22 protein-coding genes are annotated in these 17,810 nt (G+C 39.7%); all 22 read left to right on the top strand.

Features of this window, described 5'->3' with window-relative positions; translation table 11 throughout:
* Positions 1–2 precede the first annotated feature (2 nt).
* On the top strand, positions 3–380 hold the full coding sequence (locus EO121_RS01030) for a competence type IV pilus major pilin ComGC (protein ID WP_127165428.1): 378 nt from the start codon (positions 3–5) through the stop codon (positions 378–380).
* A gap of 22 nt (positions 381–402) precedes the next feature.
* Positions 403–1,014, top strand: coding sequence for a prepilin peptidase (locus tag EO121_RS01035; protein WP_127165430.1), 612 nt, complete (start codon positions 403–405; stop codon positions 1,012–1,014).
* Entirely contained in the window at positions 1,014–1,481 is a 468-nt protein-coding gene (locus tag EO121_RS01040) for a hypothetical protein (RefSeq protein WP_127161273.1), read from the top strand. Before EO121_RS01035 ends, EO121_RS01040 begins: the two co-directional genes overlap by 1 nt.
* Positions 1,478–1,834 (top strand): hypothetical protein, encoded by a 357-nt coding sequence (locus EO121_RS01045; protein WP_127161274.1) that lies wholly within the window; start codon positions 1,478–1,480, stop codon positions 1,832–1,834. The genes EO121_RS01040 and EO121_RS01045 overlap by 4 nt, the downstream gene beginning before the upstream one ends.
* Positions 1,835–1,968: 134 nt before the next feature.
* Positions 1,969–2,577 carry a hypothetical protein gene (locus EO121_RS01050; protein WP_127165434.1) on the top strand — a complete coding sequence of 203 codons (609 nt, stop codon included), beginning with the start codon at positions 1,969–1,971 and terminating at the stop codon, positions 2,575–2,577.
* 237 nt (positions 2,578–2,814) lie between these two features.
* Positions 2,815–3,276: a hypothetical protein gene (locus EO121_RS01055; RefSeq protein WP_164725822.1), complete on the top strand. Its 462-nt coding sequence runs from the start codon at positions 2,815–2,817 to the stop codon at positions 3,274–3,276.
* 10 nt (positions 3,277–3,286) lie between these two features.
* Positions 3,287–4,120 carry a hypothetical protein gene (locus EO121_RS01060; protein ID WP_127165438.1) on the top strand — a complete coding sequence of 278 codons (834 nt, stop codon included), beginning with the start codon at positions 3,287–3,289 and terminating at the stop codon, positions 4,118–4,120.
* Complete coding sequence (locus EO121_RS01065; RefSeq protein WP_127165440.1) at positions 4,110–4,661, top strand: hypothetical protein; 552 nt, start codon at positions 4,110–4,112, stop codon at positions 4,659–4,661. The genes EO121_RS01060 and EO121_RS01065 overlap by 11 nt, the downstream gene beginning before the upstream one ends.
* 13 nt (positions 4,662–4,674) lie before the next feature.
* Positions 4,675–5,079, top strand: a complete 405-nt coding sequence (locus tag EO121_RS01070) for a hypothetical protein (protein ID WP_164725823.1) — start codon at positions 4,675–4,677, stop codon at positions 5,077–5,079.
* Positions 5,080–5,165: 86 nt separating this feature from the next.
* Complete coding sequence (locus EO121_RS01075) at positions 5,166–5,729, top strand: shikimate kinase (protein ID WP_127161280.1); 564 nt, start codon at positions 5,166–5,168, stop codon at positions 5,727–5,729.
* Position 5,730: 1 nt separating this feature from the next.
* Positions 5,731–6,690, top strand: a complete 960-nt coding sequence (pfkA, locus tag EO121_RS01080; protein WP_127165443.1) for a 6-phosphofructokinase — start codon at positions 5,731–5,733, stop codon at positions 6,688–6,690.
* A 255-nt stretch (positions 6,691–6,945) separates the two neighbouring features.
* Entirely contained in the window at positions 6,946–8,010 is a 1,065-nt protein-coding gene (locus EO121_RS01085; protein ID WP_127165445.1) for an efflux RND transporter periplasmic adaptor subunit, read from the top strand.
* On the top strand, positions 8,010–8,747 hold the full coding sequence (locus EO121_RS01090) for an ABC transporter ATP-binding protein (RefSeq protein ID WP_127165447.1): 738 nt from the start codon (positions 8,010–8,012) through the stop codon (positions 8,745–8,747). Before EO121_RS01085 ends, EO121_RS01090 begins: the two co-directional genes overlap by 1 nt.
* Complete coding sequence (locus tag EO121_RS01095; protein ID WP_127165448.1) at positions 8,740–9,951, top strand: ABC transporter permease; 1,212 nt, start codon at positions 8,740–8,742, stop codon at positions 9,949–9,951. Before EO121_RS01090 ends, EO121_RS01095 begins: the two co-directional genes overlap by 8 nt.
* Before the next feature lie 54 nt (positions 9,952–10,005).
* Positions 10,006–10,290 (top strand): Asp-tRNA(Asn)/Glu-tRNA(Gln) amidotransferase subunit GatC, encoded by a 285-nt coding sequence (gene gatC, locus EO121_RS01100; RefSeq protein ID WP_126938694.1) that lies wholly within the window; start codon positions 10,006–10,008, stop codon positions 10,288–10,290.
* 10 nt (positions 10,291–10,300) lie between these two features.
* Complete coding sequence (gatA, locus tag EO121_RS01105; RefSeq protein ID WP_127165450.1) at positions 10,301–11,758, top strand: Asp-tRNA(Asn)/Glu-tRNA(Gln) amidotransferase subunit GatA; 1,458 nt, start codon at positions 10,301–10,303, stop codon at positions 11,756–11,758.
* The gene (gatB, locus tag EO121_RS01110) at positions 11,755–13,200 is read left to right on the top strand and encodes an Asp-tRNA(Asn)/Glu-tRNA(Gln) amidotransferase subunit GatB (protein WP_127165452.1); all 1,446 of its coding nucleotides are present in this window, start codon (positions 11,755–11,757) and stop codon (positions 13,198–13,200) included. The genes gatA and gatB overlap by 4 nt, the downstream gene beginning before the upstream one ends.
* 8 nt (positions 13,201–13,208) lie before the next feature.
* A complete protein-coding gene (locus EO121_RS01115; protein WP_127165454.1) occupies positions 13,209–13,547 on the top strand; it encodes a hypothetical protein in 339 nt (112 codons plus the stop codon).
* A gap of 25 nt (positions 13,548–13,572) precedes the next feature.
* Positions 13,573–15,180 (top strand): glycosyltransferase family 39 protein, encoded by a 1,608-nt coding sequence (locus EO121_RS01120; protein ID WP_127165456.1) that lies wholly within the window; start codon positions 13,573–13,575, stop codon positions 15,178–15,180.
* A gap of 498 nt (positions 15,181–15,678) precedes the next feature.
* Positions 15,679–15,993, top strand: a complete 315-nt coding sequence (locus tag EO121_RS01130; protein ID WP_000420682.1) for a YdcP family protein — start codon at positions 15,679–15,681, stop codon at positions 15,991–15,993.
* 15 nt (positions 15,994–16,008) lie between these two features.
* Positions 16,009–16,395: a YdcP family protein gene (locus EO121_RS01135; RefSeq protein WP_000985015.1), complete on the top strand. Its 387-nt coding sequence runs from the start codon at positions 16,009–16,011 to the stop codon at positions 16,393–16,395.
* A 28-nt stretch (positions 16,396–16,423) separates the two neighbouring features.
* Positions 16,424–17,809 (top strand): FtsK/SpoIIIE domain-containing protein, encoded by a 1,386-nt coding sequence (locus tag EO121_RS01140; RefSeq protein WP_000813488.1) that lies wholly within the window; start codon positions 16,424–16,426, stop codon positions 17,807–17,809.
* Position 17,810: the final 1 nt, after the last annotated feature.

Consider the following 17,810-nt stretch of genomic DNA (forward strand, 5'->3'; position numbering starts at 1 on the left):
GTATGGAAGCATTTCGACAACGTTTGTCCTTACGACAACGTAAGCAACAAGATGGATTTACATTAGTGGAATTAATGGTTGTGGTGGCAGTCATTGCCATTTTAGCATCCTTAGCAATGCCACAATTTTTAAATGCCTCAAACAAGGCGAAGGAAGCGAAAGTTAAATCGGATGTCACAACGATTTCCAACGCAGCACAGCTGTATATGATGGAACAATCTACGGATACAGTACCGACTGTAGATACATTGTACAAAGAAGGGTATTTGACAGAACATGTGAAAACTCCTAAAGGGGGAGAGTACACAATCACCAGTGTACAAAATGAAGGTGGTAAAGGTAAACATATTGCTGTCACAGCACCTGATGCGGACAAGTAATTAGTAGAAGGAAGAGGGAAATATGGAGTATGTACTAGGAGGTATTGCTGGTGTCACAGGAGTTGCAAGCCTCTATCTCATTGTTTCTTGGACCTATATGAAAACACACAGTATGTGGTGCCTTATGTCTATCTCTGCTCATATCATAGGGACAGTAGGGCTTTGCTATGCCTATCAAGTTGGATACATTACGAATATCTATGAACTGGGACTTCTTTATATGCTGGAGGTAACGCTCTTTTGGGGATCAACCATCGATAAGCTATATTATATTCTTCCCGATGAGGGAGCGATTCTAATTTGTATATGTGGATTTGTTTACCAGTGGATAGGTAATGGTGATGTGCTGATGATAGTCATCAATGCTCTCTGTATGGGCGGATTGTGGTGGTCATTACGGTGGTTTAGCCATGGTGGTGTGGGACTGGGTGACATCAAATGGTTGATGGCCATTAGTTGTTGGCTCACATCAGGGGAATGCTTGGCATTATGCGGACTTTCCTCTATGATTGGCATCTTGTACAGTTGTGTGTGGCGTCTTACATCTCCAAATCATACCTATATTCCCTTTGGTCCTTCTTTCAGTGTGGCAACGATTCTACTATTCATCTATCCTTTTGAGAGGTGGCTATGATGAAAGTAGTTAGGCACACAGAAACAGGCTCCTTGTTAGTGGAAGTCTTGCTATATATGACGATTTGCTCTCTTATCATCGGCATGGTGTTGCTCTTAAATAATGGAGAACAACGAGAGTACTACCATTTTGATCGAGAAGGACGTATTTTATTTGCGCATATCAAGCGTATGCAGATAGCTACCTTATATGGGAATTTACAGCGTGTTGGAGGTGGTAATCGTATAGTATTAGACGGAACTAGATATGGATATATCAATGGGTCTAGTACTATGGTCTATCGTGAGTTACCTCCCTCTATGCATATTGAATTTACAGGTACATCTCAGGTGTTGCGCTTTGCAGGTCATAAGGGGGTAGGGAAAGTGTTTACCGTCACCTTAGTGGATTCTGTGATTCGCTATAAACGAACCTTTATTTTTGCTCGACAATCTGGGCGTATACGTTGGGAGGAATCAAAATTTTGAAAGCACAACAAGAGGGATTTCTCTACATGGATGTATTAGCCTCACTGTTTGTCATGAGCCTATTATGCTCTACTTTATTTGTGCTCATGATGAGCAGTATCCAGCAATATGGGAAAATGATGGAGGAAGATAGAGCACTGCAAGCTATGATTTTATATATGGAAGAGGGGAAAGCTAGTTGGGCATACAGAAAAACTCTAGAGTCTGATGAACCTCCAAGTGTAGGGACTACAAGCTTTCAGAGGATAGAGGAAGAACATCGAGATGGAATACATGTATTGACGGTAATCGCTTATCGGCATGGAGAGGAAATACATCGGTTCACTACCTATTTGTTGGAACCTAGTCAATGAGTTGCATCATGGGTACTACAAGAAACAGGATAATCAGTTAATATAGTGACAATGCAATCAGATGAGATATAGAGCATACTGGAAGTAAAATATATAAAATACATGAGAGGCCATAGAGAGGTAGGTATATATGGGTGAAACGTACAATGTTGAGTGTAAAAATTGTTAGGCCTTTCTATAGGTGTACTAATCGTACAGGTAAAATAGACGGATTTTTACTAGTAGAAGCACTATTAGGTAGCTTGTTACTAGTGACCATAGTGACGGGATTTTTCCTTATCACATCACATAGTGTGAAGTGGCTACATATGTTACATCACCGTCATGAATTACTATTAGATGCTAGGTTTAGTCGCATACAGATTATGAATCGTCTTCGTTATAGTGAGAAAAAAACACGAGTCAGTGAAGATGGCTCCTGGTTAGTATCTCCTTCCAATTGGCGGATACGGGTCTATCAAGATGCTTTCGTGACTATCCTATCTGATGGACAATTACAGGATATTACGGAAAGTGAGATCAGTCCCAAGATAGGGAAAATACATGTATTTTCAGAAGGTTCTACATTTTTTCAGGAACGATCAGATGGTCTCGTTGATTTACATTGGTACTCAGAGGTACGACCTTATTGGAGACGAGATCACATTCAACTTATGGAAGGTGGACAGAACCGATATCATGTACAGACAGGCATTCTGCCGTATGCTACCTATCTTCAGAGATTACACCATACGGCAAAGTAAGGTGGTACCTTGTCATTTTAGGGAATAATAATAGCATCAGTGAAATACTAAGCATGGATGTTAGTATGCATAATCTATTTATAAGAGTATGAATTGAGTCATGAGCAAGGGAGATTACATATAAAATATATGTAAAAAATGATTGCAGTTAGTGCAGGTAAAAGGTATATCTAGAAAAATGGGCAAGGAAAGCAGTTGTAGTTAGAAATAGATATTGTAGAACGGTGATATTGAGGAATGCATGAGAGGTTAGCTAGTATGTTCCGCTGGAAAGGGAGAAAGAAAAATGGCTTTGTGTCGTACATGATTTTGCTGATAGCCATGATGACTATTGGTACCTGGATAGCTTGGCAACAGACGATGCAGATTACGTATCAAAGCATGATGGATGAATATCGGTTTGTTCGATGTCAATATGGTATTGAACGGGGCATAGTATTAGGCACAAGAAAAGAATTCTTTCTAGCACATCAAAAGGAAATAATTGGTAGCGGTTCACCGAAATATGTATTAGAAGAAACAGATACGGAACGAATTGAAGCTATTATATATAAAGAGCAAGAGCCACAACGATATTCTTTACGGCTTATATGTATCGATGTAGGCACAGAAACAAATGTGAGGCAAGACGTGTACTTTAGAACAGTATATAAAAATGATGTATTGGATGCTATACGCATAGAAGGAGTGCAAGAATAAGGGGGTCAATATGAAAACCAATCCAGTAATGGCTATTGCCATTGGACATGATGAAATTGTGGGAGTGAAAGCCTACAACATTGAAGGCACTGCTGTGCTAGAAGATGTAATCATTCAAAAGCGGCATAGTGATATGGGAACAGATATGAAAGAGTTTTTTGACTATTATGGAGAAACAGGCATATCCATTGGTTGTGTCTTTGTATCGCCACTTCAATCAGTATACATGGAAACACCGAGGATGCATAAAATAGATCAATATCTATTTGCCCAACGTGAGGGAAAACGAATCTTTCAGAATGGAGAATTTCCTAATGCCATTGATTTTGCGTCTAGGCCAGGTACGACGGAGGAGTTAATGTTCATTCTTATCGTGGCCTTAGAACGTAACCAAGTTAAACAGGTGGCGCGAGGGATTCAACAAGGCGGGGGCAATCTTTGTGTTATCGATTACTGGACAGCACCGCTTGCGTTCAGTCGTGGTCGAGAATCATCTATGCTTTGTATCACTCCAGAAGAGGATAAGGTGCGAGTATCGTTGTGGAATGATAAATTCTGTACGGCGCATACCTTAGTGTCATTAGATGTGAACGAAGTATTGGAAGCATGTAAAATGGTCTATGAAGATAGCAAACAATTTCAAGTACCCTATCCTAAGGGAGCTATAGTAGTTGGTTTTGATGAAGCGAGAACTACTGACTTTGAGTCTATTTTAGAAACTTATGGAACAATCGATCAGGTACCTCTTCATATAGTAGATAAAGGAGAAAATTATAATCCACAGAATATAAATCATGAAATGGCATTTGGTTTAGCGATTAGGTTACTTACTGATGGAAAATAAGGCAAATCTTACTTTCATAGAACCGGATATACAGTGGATGTGTTGGTATATTCGGTACAAACACATATGGTGGGCTTTATTGGTTCTATTGATTGCTGGTTTAGTAGGTGCAGTAGCGATGGGTACAAAAGCATATATACAGTATCAAGATATAGTAGAAAAACAAACTGAGGTAATATCACACCATATTGATGCTAAGGAGGCACATAGTGTGTATGAAACCATGGTTCAAGAAAATAAAAAAGATGAACCATCACCACAGGGAACGTTGAAGGAATGTATATACTTACTAGACGCATCGAATACATATCACATCCAATTAGTCGAGTGGTCTACCATGAATCAATGGTATGTGGAAGCTAGAGGGACTAATGAAAATGAATTACATCAGTTTAGTTCGGTATTGAGTCGATTAGGAGGTCGCCGTCACTATGATGAAGTGGTGGAAAAAGAATCCGGAACTACACTATACCGCAGTCGTATTACAGGCACTGTGGAAAGCCCTGCCCATTCCCAAAAGAAGTCTGCTCCTAGTCATTAGTATGTACTGTTGTGTGGTAACTATAAGCATTAGTATGACGGTGTACTTTCAGGGAGAAGCAAAACGAATCTCCGCAGAGATTGATGAAGAGATACTTTCACAGGAGGCAGAAACAACATTTTTAAATAGTGAAAGTTATCAATTTGTGAAACAATTAGATGATACTGTATTAGACCTAGAAGGGCTGTATCATTTGGTGTTATCCTCCATAGAAGATACACCTCTAATCATGGTCAGTACACATAAAGAAGAGGGAACTCTAGATGTGGTAGTGCAAGGCTCTACTCTAGATATGGTGCAGTGGTTGGTGGGGATGCAAAAGGTACATCCTACGTTACGTTTTAGGATAGAAAAAATAATTCACGCACAAGGTGTGACTACTTTACAATGTAAGATTTATGAAAATACTAAAAAATAGTCCTAATGGTTTGTCAAAGTATAGTCGAGTATAGTAAAATAAAGTTAAAATTTACTACTAGATGGAAGAATGAGATATTATACAACATGAAAACGACTATCAAGAGAAACATTATCCTCATTGGTTCTATGGGGAGCGGAAAAAGTCACTTAGGTCGAAATTTAGCGGATGCCAAAGGCTGGCAATTTGTTGACACGGATCGTATATTAGAAAAACGATATAATATGCCTATTGCTGATATTTTTAAGACAATAGGTGAAAAGGCATTTCGCCGTGCGGAATTTGAAGTGATTAAAAAAGTGGCTATGTATCATGAAGCGGTGATTTCCGTAGGTGGAAATTTCCCAGTGGATATGCGTACACTACGATATATGCAAAAATATTCTTTTATTGTGGGCATTCGTGCTTCACATTATCGAATTGTGAATCGTGTTAATCGTTGGGTTGGTAAACGACCGACGATGAACTATGATGATGTATCTGGTTATGTAGCATGGATGATGCGTAGGTGGAAACCATTGTATCGTAAATGTGACCATGTGTTAGATACTACATACAGCCATACTGATGAACTGGTGACAAGTATTGACGGATCTATAAAGTCTAAGGGCATATATTTTAAGCGGCGAAAAGTACACCAAGGTGAATAATATGAAACGTATAGCTATTTTGACAAGTGGTGGAGATGCACCAGGGATGAATGCAGTCATTCGTTCCATTACAAGAAGTGCAATATATGAAGGCCTCGATGTAGTAGGAATACAACGAGGCTTTTTGGGCGTTTTAGAAGAAGACTTTATTCCTTTGACTCGACGCAGTGTAGGGAATATTGTGAACAAGGGAGGAACGATTCTAAAATCTTCCCGTTGTCTTGAGTTTAAAGAACCTGAGCATCAACAGAGAGGTTATGATAATTTACGTCGTCATGGTATTGACGGGCTCGTCGTTGTTGGTGGTGATGGGTCCATGTGTGGTGCCAAAGTGTTGTCTGACTTAGGGCTACCTACGGTGACAATTCCAGGTACTATTGATAAAGATATGAATGGTACCGATTATACAATCGGTTTTGATACAGCTCTTAATACCATCATTGATGGAGTGAGCAAAATTCGTGATACCTCTACAGCTCATGATCGTGTAGCCATTGTAGAAGTGATGGGACGACATGCAGGCCATATTGCTGTGTACGCAGGCGTCGCATGTGGTGCAGAGGTGGTACTGACACCAGAAGTGCCAATGACTTTAGAAGAGGTAAAAGAATCATTAGAAAATACGACTCGTAATGGTAAAAAGAATAGTATTATCATCGTGGCAGAAGGCGCGTACAGCGCCTTTGAAGTAGCTCAATATATTAAAGAGCATACATCCTATGCACCTTCTGTCACTGTATTAGGGTATTTACAACGTGGTGGCTCACCGTCTGCCTATGATGCACTAATGGCTGCTCGCTTAGGAGAGGCAGGAGTACGTGCTTTATTAGAGGGGCATACACATCATCTGATAGGCGTTCATTGTAATCATATTGATGCCATAGCCTATGAGGAAGCTGCGACCTGTGAGTATCCTTTAGATACTTCTTTATACCAATTAATACGTGTATTAGGACAATAATTTCATAGCAGTTTCATCATCGTATTGTATAAGATAAAGAAAACTAACCTTAGTTTTCTTTTCTTTTTATCCTCTGTATATCGCACTTTATACTATTTTTAGGAGCTACTTATATAAAGATCTTAAATCATCAGGTGTAAACGAGTTTATGGAGATGAAAGTCTATACTATATGTTGAAGGTTACTCCTATTAGAGTAAGGGAACACTATGTTGGTGTATTTTATATACAATCAATAAACGAAAGGAGATATTTCATGTGGAAAAATAAAAAATTATGGATTGCCATCGTAGCTATCTTAGTGGTAGCTATTGGTGGATGGCAATGGTATAGTAGTAGCCAAACAAAAGAGGCACCTACCTATACAACGGGAAAAGTAGGAAAAGGTAGTATTTCATCTACTATTAGTGCAACGGGAACCATTAATCCTGTTCGCTATGTAGATGTATCTACTAATATTCCTGGTAAATTAGAATCTGTTTTGGTGAAAGCCAATCAGCATGTAACAGCAGGTCAGGTCATCGCTACTATTGATTCTCGTCAATTACAGGCTTCTGTAGATAATGCAAGGGCCACACTTAACCAAACAGCCACAGATTTGGATCGATACCGTACGTTAGTGTCACAAGGTGCCATTTCACAGCAAACCTATGATAATGCCTTAGCAGCCTATGAAAAAGCAAAAGCTAGTTATGATCAAGTAGCAGCAAACTTAACAGATAGTACGATTACAGCTCCTATGGATGGGACGATTATTGGAGAGCCTTTGAAAGCAGGTCAAACTATCGCCACTGGTATTTCTACACAAATGATCATTGCCACTATCGCTGATTTATCTGATTTAGAAATTTATTTGACAGTTGATGAAACAGATATTGGGAATGTAAAAGAAGGTGCCAAAGTAGATTTCACGGTCGATGCGCATCCAGGTCAGACTTTCACAGGTACGGTTAAAAGTATTTCCTTAGGCACAAAAGGTAGTATGGGAACGACCAGCTCGTCCGTAGTGTACTATACAGTGCGTGTAGCAATTCCTGCTGGTGATGTAAGCCATTTCTTTCCAAGTATGACTGCACGGGCAACGATTCATGGAGAAGAACGACAAAATGTGTTGGTAGTTCCATTGGCTGCTGTTCGCTCCGATAAAGTAGGAGAATTTGTGTATGTCATCAAAAATGGTAAGCCTGTTAGAACCAGTGTAAAAACTGGTATGACGGGTGATTCTACAATTGAAATTATTTCTGGAGTAGCAGAAGGTGATGAAATCATTATCAGTGGTGATGTAAGTACGCCAAAAAAACAACAGAGGGGGCCATTCTAATGGAAACTCCCAAAAAAGCAGTCATTACCTTGGAGCGCATTACGAAGACTTATGTGAATGGAAAATTAACGGTACCTGTATTACATGGTATTGATTTGTCCATTTATGAAGGGGAGTTTACCTCTATCATGGGACCTTCTGGTTCGGGGAAGTCTACGTTTATGAATATCTTAGGGTGTCTTGATAGACCTACCAGTGGATCCTATCGATTAGATGGAGAAGAAGTAGCCCACCTAGGGGATGATGAATTGGCTTATGTGCGGAACAAACGAATTGGTTTTGTTTTCCAAAGTTTTAATTTATTGCCAAAATTAACAGCCCTAGATAATGTAGCATTACCAATGGTATATGCAGGAGTGTCTAAAGCAGAACGTACAGCGAGGGCTAGTCAATTATTGACAGAATTAGGGCTCGGTACTCGGTTGGATCATATGCCAGCAGAATTATCTGGGGGACAACGACAACGGGTAGCCATTGCTAGGGCATTGGCCAATGACCCGGCGATTATTATGGCAGATGAACCTACAGGTAACCTTGATTCAAAAGCAAGTTTAGATGTGATGCATATCTTTACGGAATTATACCAAGAAGGACGTACGATTATTTTAGTCACCCACGAACCAGATATTGCAGAATATGCAGGTCGCAATGTGGTCTTAAAAGATGGCCTCATTGTGGAAGATAGAATCAATCCTCATATGAAAGGGTTGCAGCTAGGAGGTGAAAGCCATGTATAAAGAAGGTTTCTTAATGGCTTGGTCTTCTCTGATTGCGAATAAGATGCGGTCATTACTGACGATGCTAGGTATCATCATTGGTGTAGCGGCTGTGATTGCATTGGTATCCATTGGATATGGGGTTCGTCAACAAATCACAGAATCTATTTCCAGTTTGGGCAGTAATCTATTAATGGTCTATCCTGGGGCACCTAGAACACCGGGGGTACGTCCTGTGGCAGGTGCTAATAAAACGATAAAAATGGGCGACTATGAAGCTATTTCAAAGATGGATAGCGTGCAAGCAGCTTCACCAGTAGCAGCTAATTCGTATTTGACGGTGTACATGAACAAGAATTGGACCACAACGGTGAATGGTGCTAATGCAGACTTTCAGTATGTAAACAATTGGACTATGAAATCAGGTCGTTTTATTACAGATAGTCAAATTGAACGCCGTGAACGGGTGGCAGTCATAGGTGCCACAGTGGCAAAAAACTTGTTTGGTAATGAAGATCCCATTGGTAAGGATATTCGGATTCATAAAAATTCTTTTAAAGTAGTAGGTGTCCTTGATGAAAAGGGTTCTGGCACTATGGGGAATGATCAAGATGATGTTATTGTAGTACCGTATACAACTATGATGGAACGTGTGATGGGTGTTGATTATTTGCGTATGATCTACATTCAAGCAAAAGAAGGCGAAGACTTAGAACGGGTGCAAGCAGATATAGAAAATATTTTGCGTGTCCGTCATGGCATCAAAAATCCTGATCTTGATGATTTTAATGTGAACAATATGGCGTCCATTATGAAGGCGGTAGAAGAAAATACAGCTACCATGACCTTATTCCTAGGTGCTGTGGCAGCGATTTCTTTGTTAGTTGGGGGCATTGGTATTATGAATATCATGCTTGTGTCTGTCACAGAACGTACTCGAGAAATTGGTGTTCGTAAAGCCTTAGGTGCTACGTATCGAACGATTATTACACAGTTTTTAATTGAAGCTGTGGTTATCTCTCTTGTAGGTGGTGCCATTGGTATTGTAGTAGGTATTGGGGCTTCACAGCTGATTGCTACAGTAGCTAAGTTAAAAACTGTAGTGACCACAGGCCCTATTTTATTATCATTTGGATTCTCTATGACGATAGGTCTTGTATTTGGTTTATATCCAGCTAGAAAAGCAGCGAAGTTAAATCCTATTGATGCCTTACATTATGAATAGGTACTTTCATCATGAAAGTATGGTATAATATATAAATTGAAAGGATGTGTGTCTATGAAAATTAGTCAAGAGGAAATTAAGAATATTGCCTTATTATCCCGATTAGAAATTAAAGATTTAGAGGCTGCTGAAAAAGCTCTCAGTAATATCCTTACCTATGTGGAGGAATTAGAAGAATTAGATTTAACAGATGTAGAGCCAATGGCTCATGCGGTGCCATTACAAAATGTGTATCGTCCAGATGAGATGAAACCATCATTGCCACGTGAAGCGGCGTTACAAAATGCACCTGAAGAAGAGAATGGGTATTTCAGAGTACCTCGTGTTGTACAGAACTAGGAGAAGATACATGACTCTTTTTGAATTACATCAAAAATTAGTAAATAAAGAAATTTCTGCCCTAGAGCTTACAAAAGCTGTATTGGCACATAAAGGTAATGTAGAGCCAACAGTACATGCGTACTTGTCTGACTCTCATGAAGCGGCGTTAGCACAAGCAGAGGCTGTGGATGCTAAAATCGCAAAAGGGGAAGCTATTTCTCCATTAGCAGGGATTCCTGGGGCGATTAAAGATAATATTTGTACAAAAGGTGTGGCCACCACATGTGGATCCCATATGTTGGAAAATTTTGTACCACCTTACAATGCAACGGTTATCGAAAAATTACAATCCCAAGATGCAGTTATTTTAGGTAAATTAAATATGGACGAGTTTGCTATGGGTAGCTCCACAGAGAATTCTGCCTTAGGCAAAACGACAAATCCATGGAATCCAGACTATGTGCCAGGCGGTTCTTCCGGTGGTAGTGCAGCAGCGGTTGCCAGCGGTAGTGCTATTTGGGCATTAGGATCCGATACAGGTGGATCTATTCGTCAACCAGCATCCTATTGTGGTGTGGTTGGTTTGAAACCAACCTATGGCAACGTGTCTCGCTATGGCTTAATTGCCTATGCATCTTCTTTGGACCAAATTGGCCCTGTGACAAGAGATGTGCGTGATGCAGCCATCGTGTTAAATGCCATTACTGGTCATGATTTCCATGATTCTACATCCATCCCAGGAGATCGTGTCGATTATACAAAAGCTCTTGTGAAAGATGTAAAAGGCTTGCGCATCAGTGTGCCTAAAGAATATTTTGGTGAAGGCTTACATCCAGAAGTGCGTGTAGCTTTGGAAAAAGCTATCGAAACGTATCGTAATATGGGTGCTACTATCGTAGATATTTCCTTGCCAACTACAAAATATGCCTTGTCTGCGTACTATATCATCGCTTTAGCAGAAGCTAGTTCTAACCTAGCTCGTTATGATGGAGTTAGCTACGGCCTTCGCGTGCCAGCAGATAATTTAGTGGAAATGTCTACTAAAACTCGGACTCAAGGCTTTGGCGAAGAAGTACAACGTCGTATCTTATTGGGTACCTATGTATTGAGCTCTGGTTACTATGATGCTTACTATTTAAAAGCATTAAAAGCTCGCCGTTTAATTAAAAATGAATTTGATGCAGCATTCCAAGAATGTGATGTATTATTAACACCAACCGCTCCGAATACAGCTTTTAAATTTGGTGAAAAAATCAACGATCCATTGACTATGTATTTAGAGGATGTATGTACAGTGCCAGTTAACTTGGCAGGTATCCCAGGTATCAGTATTCCTGCTGGATTTGGTTCTAATGGTATGCCAATCGGTATGCAATTATTGGCGCCTGCTATGGGTGAAAGTACATTGTTGCAAGCAGCCTATAGCTTTGAACAAGAATGTCCTGAATTTACAAAATTGCCAACTATGGGAGAATTGAAACTATGAAATATGAAACAGTCGTAGGCCTTGAAGTTCATACTGAACTGAAAACAAATTCAAAAATTTTCTGCTCCTGTACAACGGCCTTCGGGGGCGACCACAATACACATGTATGTCCAACTTGCTTAGGTTTACCAGGAACGATGCCTGTATTTAACCAAAAAGTGTTGGAATATGCTATCAAAGTCGGTTTAGCATTAAACTGCGAAATCGTACTATTCAATAAATTTGACCGCAAAAACTATTATTATCCAGATTTGCCCAAAAACTGGCAAACCTCTCAATTTGACTTGCCTATCTGCGTAAATGGTCATCTCGATGTAGAAGTGAATGGGGAAACTCGTCGCATTCGTATCAACCGTATCCATATGGAAGAAGATGCAGGTAAATTAGTGCATAGTGGTGCTACTATTTCTAGCTCTGATAGTTCCAATGTAGACTATAACCGTACCGGTGTACCATTGTTAGAAATCGTATCGGAACCTGATCTTCGTTCTGGTGAAGAAGCGCGCCAATATGTGGATAAAATTCGTGCTATTGTACAATACTTAGGCGTATCTGACGGACGTATGGAAGAAGGTAGTTTGCGTTGTGATGCAAACATTTCTATCCGTCCTGTAGGGGAAACTAAATTAGGCACAAAAACTGAAATCAAAAACATGAACTCCTTAACTGGCATCCAAAAAGGTATTGAATACGAAGCACTTCGTCAAGCGGAAGCCTTAGAAGATGGAGAAGTCATCGTACAAGAAACTCGTACTTGGGACGATAGCAAAGGCATCACTCTTTCCATGCGTAAGAAAGAGAAAGAAAATGACTACCGTTTCTTCCCAGAACCAGATTTGGTACCTATTGTAGTAGACCCTAACTATGTAGAAGAAATCCGTCAATCCTTACCAGAATTGCCAGAAGCAAAACAACAACGCTTTATGGAATCCTATGGATTGTCCAGTGAAGATGCACGTACATTGACAAGCCAACGTGCTACCGCCGATTATTTCGATGCTGTCGTAGAGGCTGGAGCCGATGCAAAAACAGCGTCTAACTGGATCATTGGTGATTTGGCGAAACTTGTGAACGATGCTGGTATTTCTTATGCGGATAGCAAAGTACAACCAAAACAATTGGCTGATATGATTAGCCTAATTGAAAAAGGAACGATTTCTGGTAAAATCGCAAAACAAGTCATTGTCAAAATGTTTGAAACTGGTAAAAATCCAGACCAAATCGTAGAAGAAGAAGGCTTAGTGCAAATTACCGATACAGGAGCTATTGAAGAAATCGTAAAACAAGTCATTGCAGATAATCCAAAATCTGTAGAAGATTTCAAATCTGGTAAAGGTAAAGCTATTGGATTCTTGGTAGGTCAAGTAATGCGTGCCTCCAAGGGGAAAGCAAACCCTGGAGTCGTGAATGAATTGTTGGAAAAACATTTACAAGCTCTATAGGAGTGACTATGAGTCAAGAACAAAAGTATGAAGAAGGAACCCGCGTTCTTTCAGAAGAAGAATTACGTGATTTTGACGGAACAACCATTGATGAAGAGGGGCGAACATACGATGCTCCTCATCATCATCAATCTTCTCAACAGGAACAACAAAGTTTTCAGACCATACCCAATATGAAGGTATTCTTGTGGAATGCCCTTAATTGGAAGTGGAAAGCAGGTTTAGCTGTAGGTGTAGCAGTGATTATTTTAGTGCTATTCACATTAGCTAAATTTATCATTGCTGGTGCTTTTGTGATTATTTTAGCTTGGCTAGTGATGCGTTTGTTGGGGAAACTATTTTTTTAAATCTGAATACAGAGGTTGTATTGCTATGGAACAAACATTTTCATGGAAACGGTTTGCATGGCTAGGGATTGGAACGTTTTTGTTCTACTTGTTTATGGCATGGGCGTTGCCTGTGACGGATACAGTGGAATCAAACTACACTTTATCTGCCGTGACCATGATGAAACATGGAGAGTTTTTGTCCCCTATGATTTATGACATGTATTGGTATGATAAACCAATTATGGCATATTGGGGGCTTATACTGTCCTACTCTTTGTTTGGTATCTCTGATTTGGCTGCTCGATTGCCATCCATTGTCGTTTCTACTTGTACGGTATTAGCGATGTATCGGATGGCTTTCAGTATATATCAAGTAGAACGGATTGCCATGTGGAGTGCCATTGCCCTAGGAACGGCGTTAGAATTTTGGTACATCGGTCATGCTGTCGTGACGGATGGATATTTATTTCTCTTTTCTATGGGTGTTTTTTACTATTTATATCGTGGTATCACAGGTGAAAGTCATCGCCATATGGTCTATGCATATCTGTTTGCAGGCTTAGCGGTACTTACCAAAGGCCCTGTAGGGATCGTGCTACCAGGGATTATTTTAATTTTGTATGTGGCCTTAAATCGCCGTATGGATTGGTTTAAGTATGTCTTTTCTTGGAAAGGTATCCTTGCTTTTATCCTAGTCGTAGCGCCGTGGTATGGATATATGTACTATGTTCATGGTGATGCTTTTATCCAAGGATTTTTAGGGCTACATAATGTGATGAGAGCCACAGTGCCAGAGCATCCAGAGCATAATTGGTGGTATTTGTATTTTGCTTTATTACCAATCTGTATGATGCCATGGACTAGCTTTGTAGTTCGTGGTATTAATGAACAGAAACACGCCTATATTTGGTATTGGTCTATTTTCTGGTTTGTAGGAACCGTTCTATTCTACACGTGTATGGCCACTAAATATGTTACCTACACATTTATTATGCTGATTCCTTTGGCATTATGGGCAGGCATGGGTATTCATGCTTGTATAGAAGGATACAAAGAGCGTAAGATGCCGTGGAAGGTGTTTATCCTATATGCGCTGGGTGGATTTCCATTTTTACTAGGATTAGTCATAGTGGGATTGAGTGTGTCTTTGTCACATAGTGCGTATCTTTGGATTAGTTTGGCAGTGACTGTGTTGACGTTTATTTATGCCGCTAGTAAACGAACAGGGTCTGTCTTAGTGTGCAGTATGGCAACGAGTGCGATCATTTTTTATTTAGCATTAGTTCCTAACTTAGTGCCAGTTATGGAAGACCAATCTGGAAAAGTATTAGCCAATGAAGTGATGACATTGGAAGGCACTACGCCATTAGAGGTGTATCAATATGGTAATTATCGTACGTCTTTATCCTATTATTTGGGACGAACTACTTCCTTTATACATTACAAAGAACATGAAAGTGTTTGGGAAAATGGGAAAAATATCATGCCTATGGTGAAACCTACTGACTTGGCAAAAGATACAGAGAAACTATCACGTGCTTTGATTTATGTGCCAAATAAATACGCAACGTATTTTAAAGAAACAAATTTATATGACCAGGTTCAACCTGTAGAAAGAAATTCTCTAGGAGTCTTTTACAAAGCAAAATAATGGTAATTATAGTATTGGGGATGCTCCTAGGGAGTATCCCCAATAAGTTTCTGTTACTATAGGACAGGCGGCATGAGACCTACATTCAAGGAATATTGTATGACTCGATAATAAATGAAGGAGGACAGAGAAAGCGATTCTAAAAGGCTTATGTTTCTATATAAAAATAGCATAAAAATCTAGTTATCCGCATAAAAACTGGACTTATCACACTTTATCAAGGTCAAAACCACTCAATTTACTACTAATTTACTACTTATGAATGAGCTTTGATACGACGATTTATCCTTGAAAAGTGAAGATATAAAGATACTTCCAATAAAATTTGAATATTTAATAGGTAGACACTTCAAAAAATGAGGTGTCTATTTTTTTACCCGATTTTGAAAGGAAGTGAACTTATGAAAACAAAAAATCAAGAATCAAAAGGTCGTTCCCCACTCTTTAAGACCATCAAACATTCATTCAGCCAATAAAAAAGAAAGGATAGGTAAAAATATGGAACTTAAATTTGTGATTCCCAACATGGAAAAAACATTCGGCAATTTAGAATTTGCTGGCGAGGATAAAGTCGTTCAGCGAAGAATCAACGGACGGCTAACTGTCTTATCAAGAAGCTATAATCTCTATTCTGATGTTCAAAGAGCAGATGATATTGTGGTGGTGCTTCCTGCTGAAGCTGGCGAAAAACATTTCGGCTTTGAGGAACGTGTGAAGTTAGTCAATCCACGTATTACCGCAGAGGGCTACAAAATCGGCACTCGTGGTTTTACAAATTACCTTTTACATGCTGACGACATGATAAAAGAATAAAGAAAGAGAGGAAAAATGATGAGATTAGCAAATGGCATTGTATTAGATAAAGACACGACTTTTGGAGAATTGAAATTCTCTGCTCTACGTCGTGAAGTGAGAATCCAAAATGAAGACGGGTCGGTTTCAGATGAAATCAAGGAACGTACCTATGACTTAAAATCCAAAGGACAAGGACGCATGATTCAAGTAAGTATTCCTGCCAGCGTGCCTTTGAAAGAGTTTGATTATAACGCACGGGTGGAACTTATCAATCCCATTGCGGACACCGTTGCTACTGCCACCTATCAAGGAGCAGATGTTGACTGGTATATCAAGGCAGACGATATTGTGCTGACAAAGGATTCTAGTTCATTCAAAGCTCAACCACAAGCAAAGAAAGAACCGACACAAGACAAATAGTCGCTAGGTAGAAAGGAGACTTTTTCGCATGAAACAGCGTGGTAAAAGGATTCGCCCATCTGGTAAAGATTTAGTCTTTCATTTTACGATAGCGTCACTCCTGCCTGTTTTCCTGCTGGTTGTCGGACTGTTTCATGTGAAGACAATCCAGCAGATCAACTGGCAGGATTTTAACCTATCACAAGCAGATAAGATTGACATTCCCTATTTAATTATCAGTTTCAGTGTCGCAATTCTTATCTGCTTGCTGGTAGCGTTTGTATTCAAACGGGTTCGCTATGATACGGTTAAACAACTTTACCACCGTCAAAAACTGGCAAAGATGATACTTGAAAACAAGTGGTATGAATCTGAACAGGTCAAAACAGAGGGTTTCTTTAAAGATAGTGCTGGTCGTACAAAGGAAAAGATAACCTACTTCCCTAAAATGTATTATCGACTTAAAAATGGCTTGATACAGATACGGGTGGAAATCACGCTGGGAAAATATCAAGACCAACTCTTACACTTGGAAAAGAAATTAGAGAGTGGCTTGTACTGTGAGCTGACGGATAAAGAGTTAAAGGATTCCTATGTGGAATATACTTTGCTCTATGACACCATAGCCAGTCGTATTTCTATTGATGAAGTAGAAGCTAAAGATGGTAAACTTCGCTTAATGAAAAACGTATGGTGGGAATATGATAAGCTCCCTCATATGTTGATTGCTGGTGGTACAGGTGGCGGTAAAACTTACTTTATACTGACACTGATTGAAGCCTTGCTTCATACAGATTCAAAACTGTATATTCTTGACCCGAAAAATGCTGACCTTGCGGACTTAGGTTCTGTGATGGCAAATGTCTACTATAGAAAAGAAGACTTGCTTTCTTGCATTGAAACATTCTATGAAGAAATGATGAAACGTAGTGAGGAAATGAAGCAGATGAAGAACTATAAGACTGGCAAAAATTATGCTTACTTAGGTCTCCCGGCACACTTCTTAATCTTTGATGAATACGTCGCTTTCATGGAAATGCTGGGAACAAAAGAAAACACCGCAGTTATGAATAAGCTGAAACAGATTGTCATGTTAGGTCGTCAAGCTGGCTTCTTTCTAATACTGGCTTGTCAACGTCCAGACGCAAAATATTTAGGCGACGGAATCCGTGATCAGTTTAATTTCAGAGTGGCTTTAGGTCGTATGTCTGAAATGGGCTATGGCATGATGTTTGGCAGTGACGTACAAAAGGATTTCTTCTTAAAGCGAATCAAAGGTCGTGGCTATGTTGATGTAGGAACAAGTGTCATATCAGAGTTTTATACTCCCCTTGTACCAAAAGGATATGATTTCTTGGAGGAAATTAAAAAGTTATCCAACAGCAGACAGTCCACGCAGGCGACGTGCGAAGCGGAAGTCGCAGGTGTGGACTGAT

Source organism: Veillonella sp. CHU732, assembly GCF_003992085.1.
Lineage (GTDB): Bacteria > Bacillota > Negativicutes > Veillonellales > Veillonellaceae > F0422.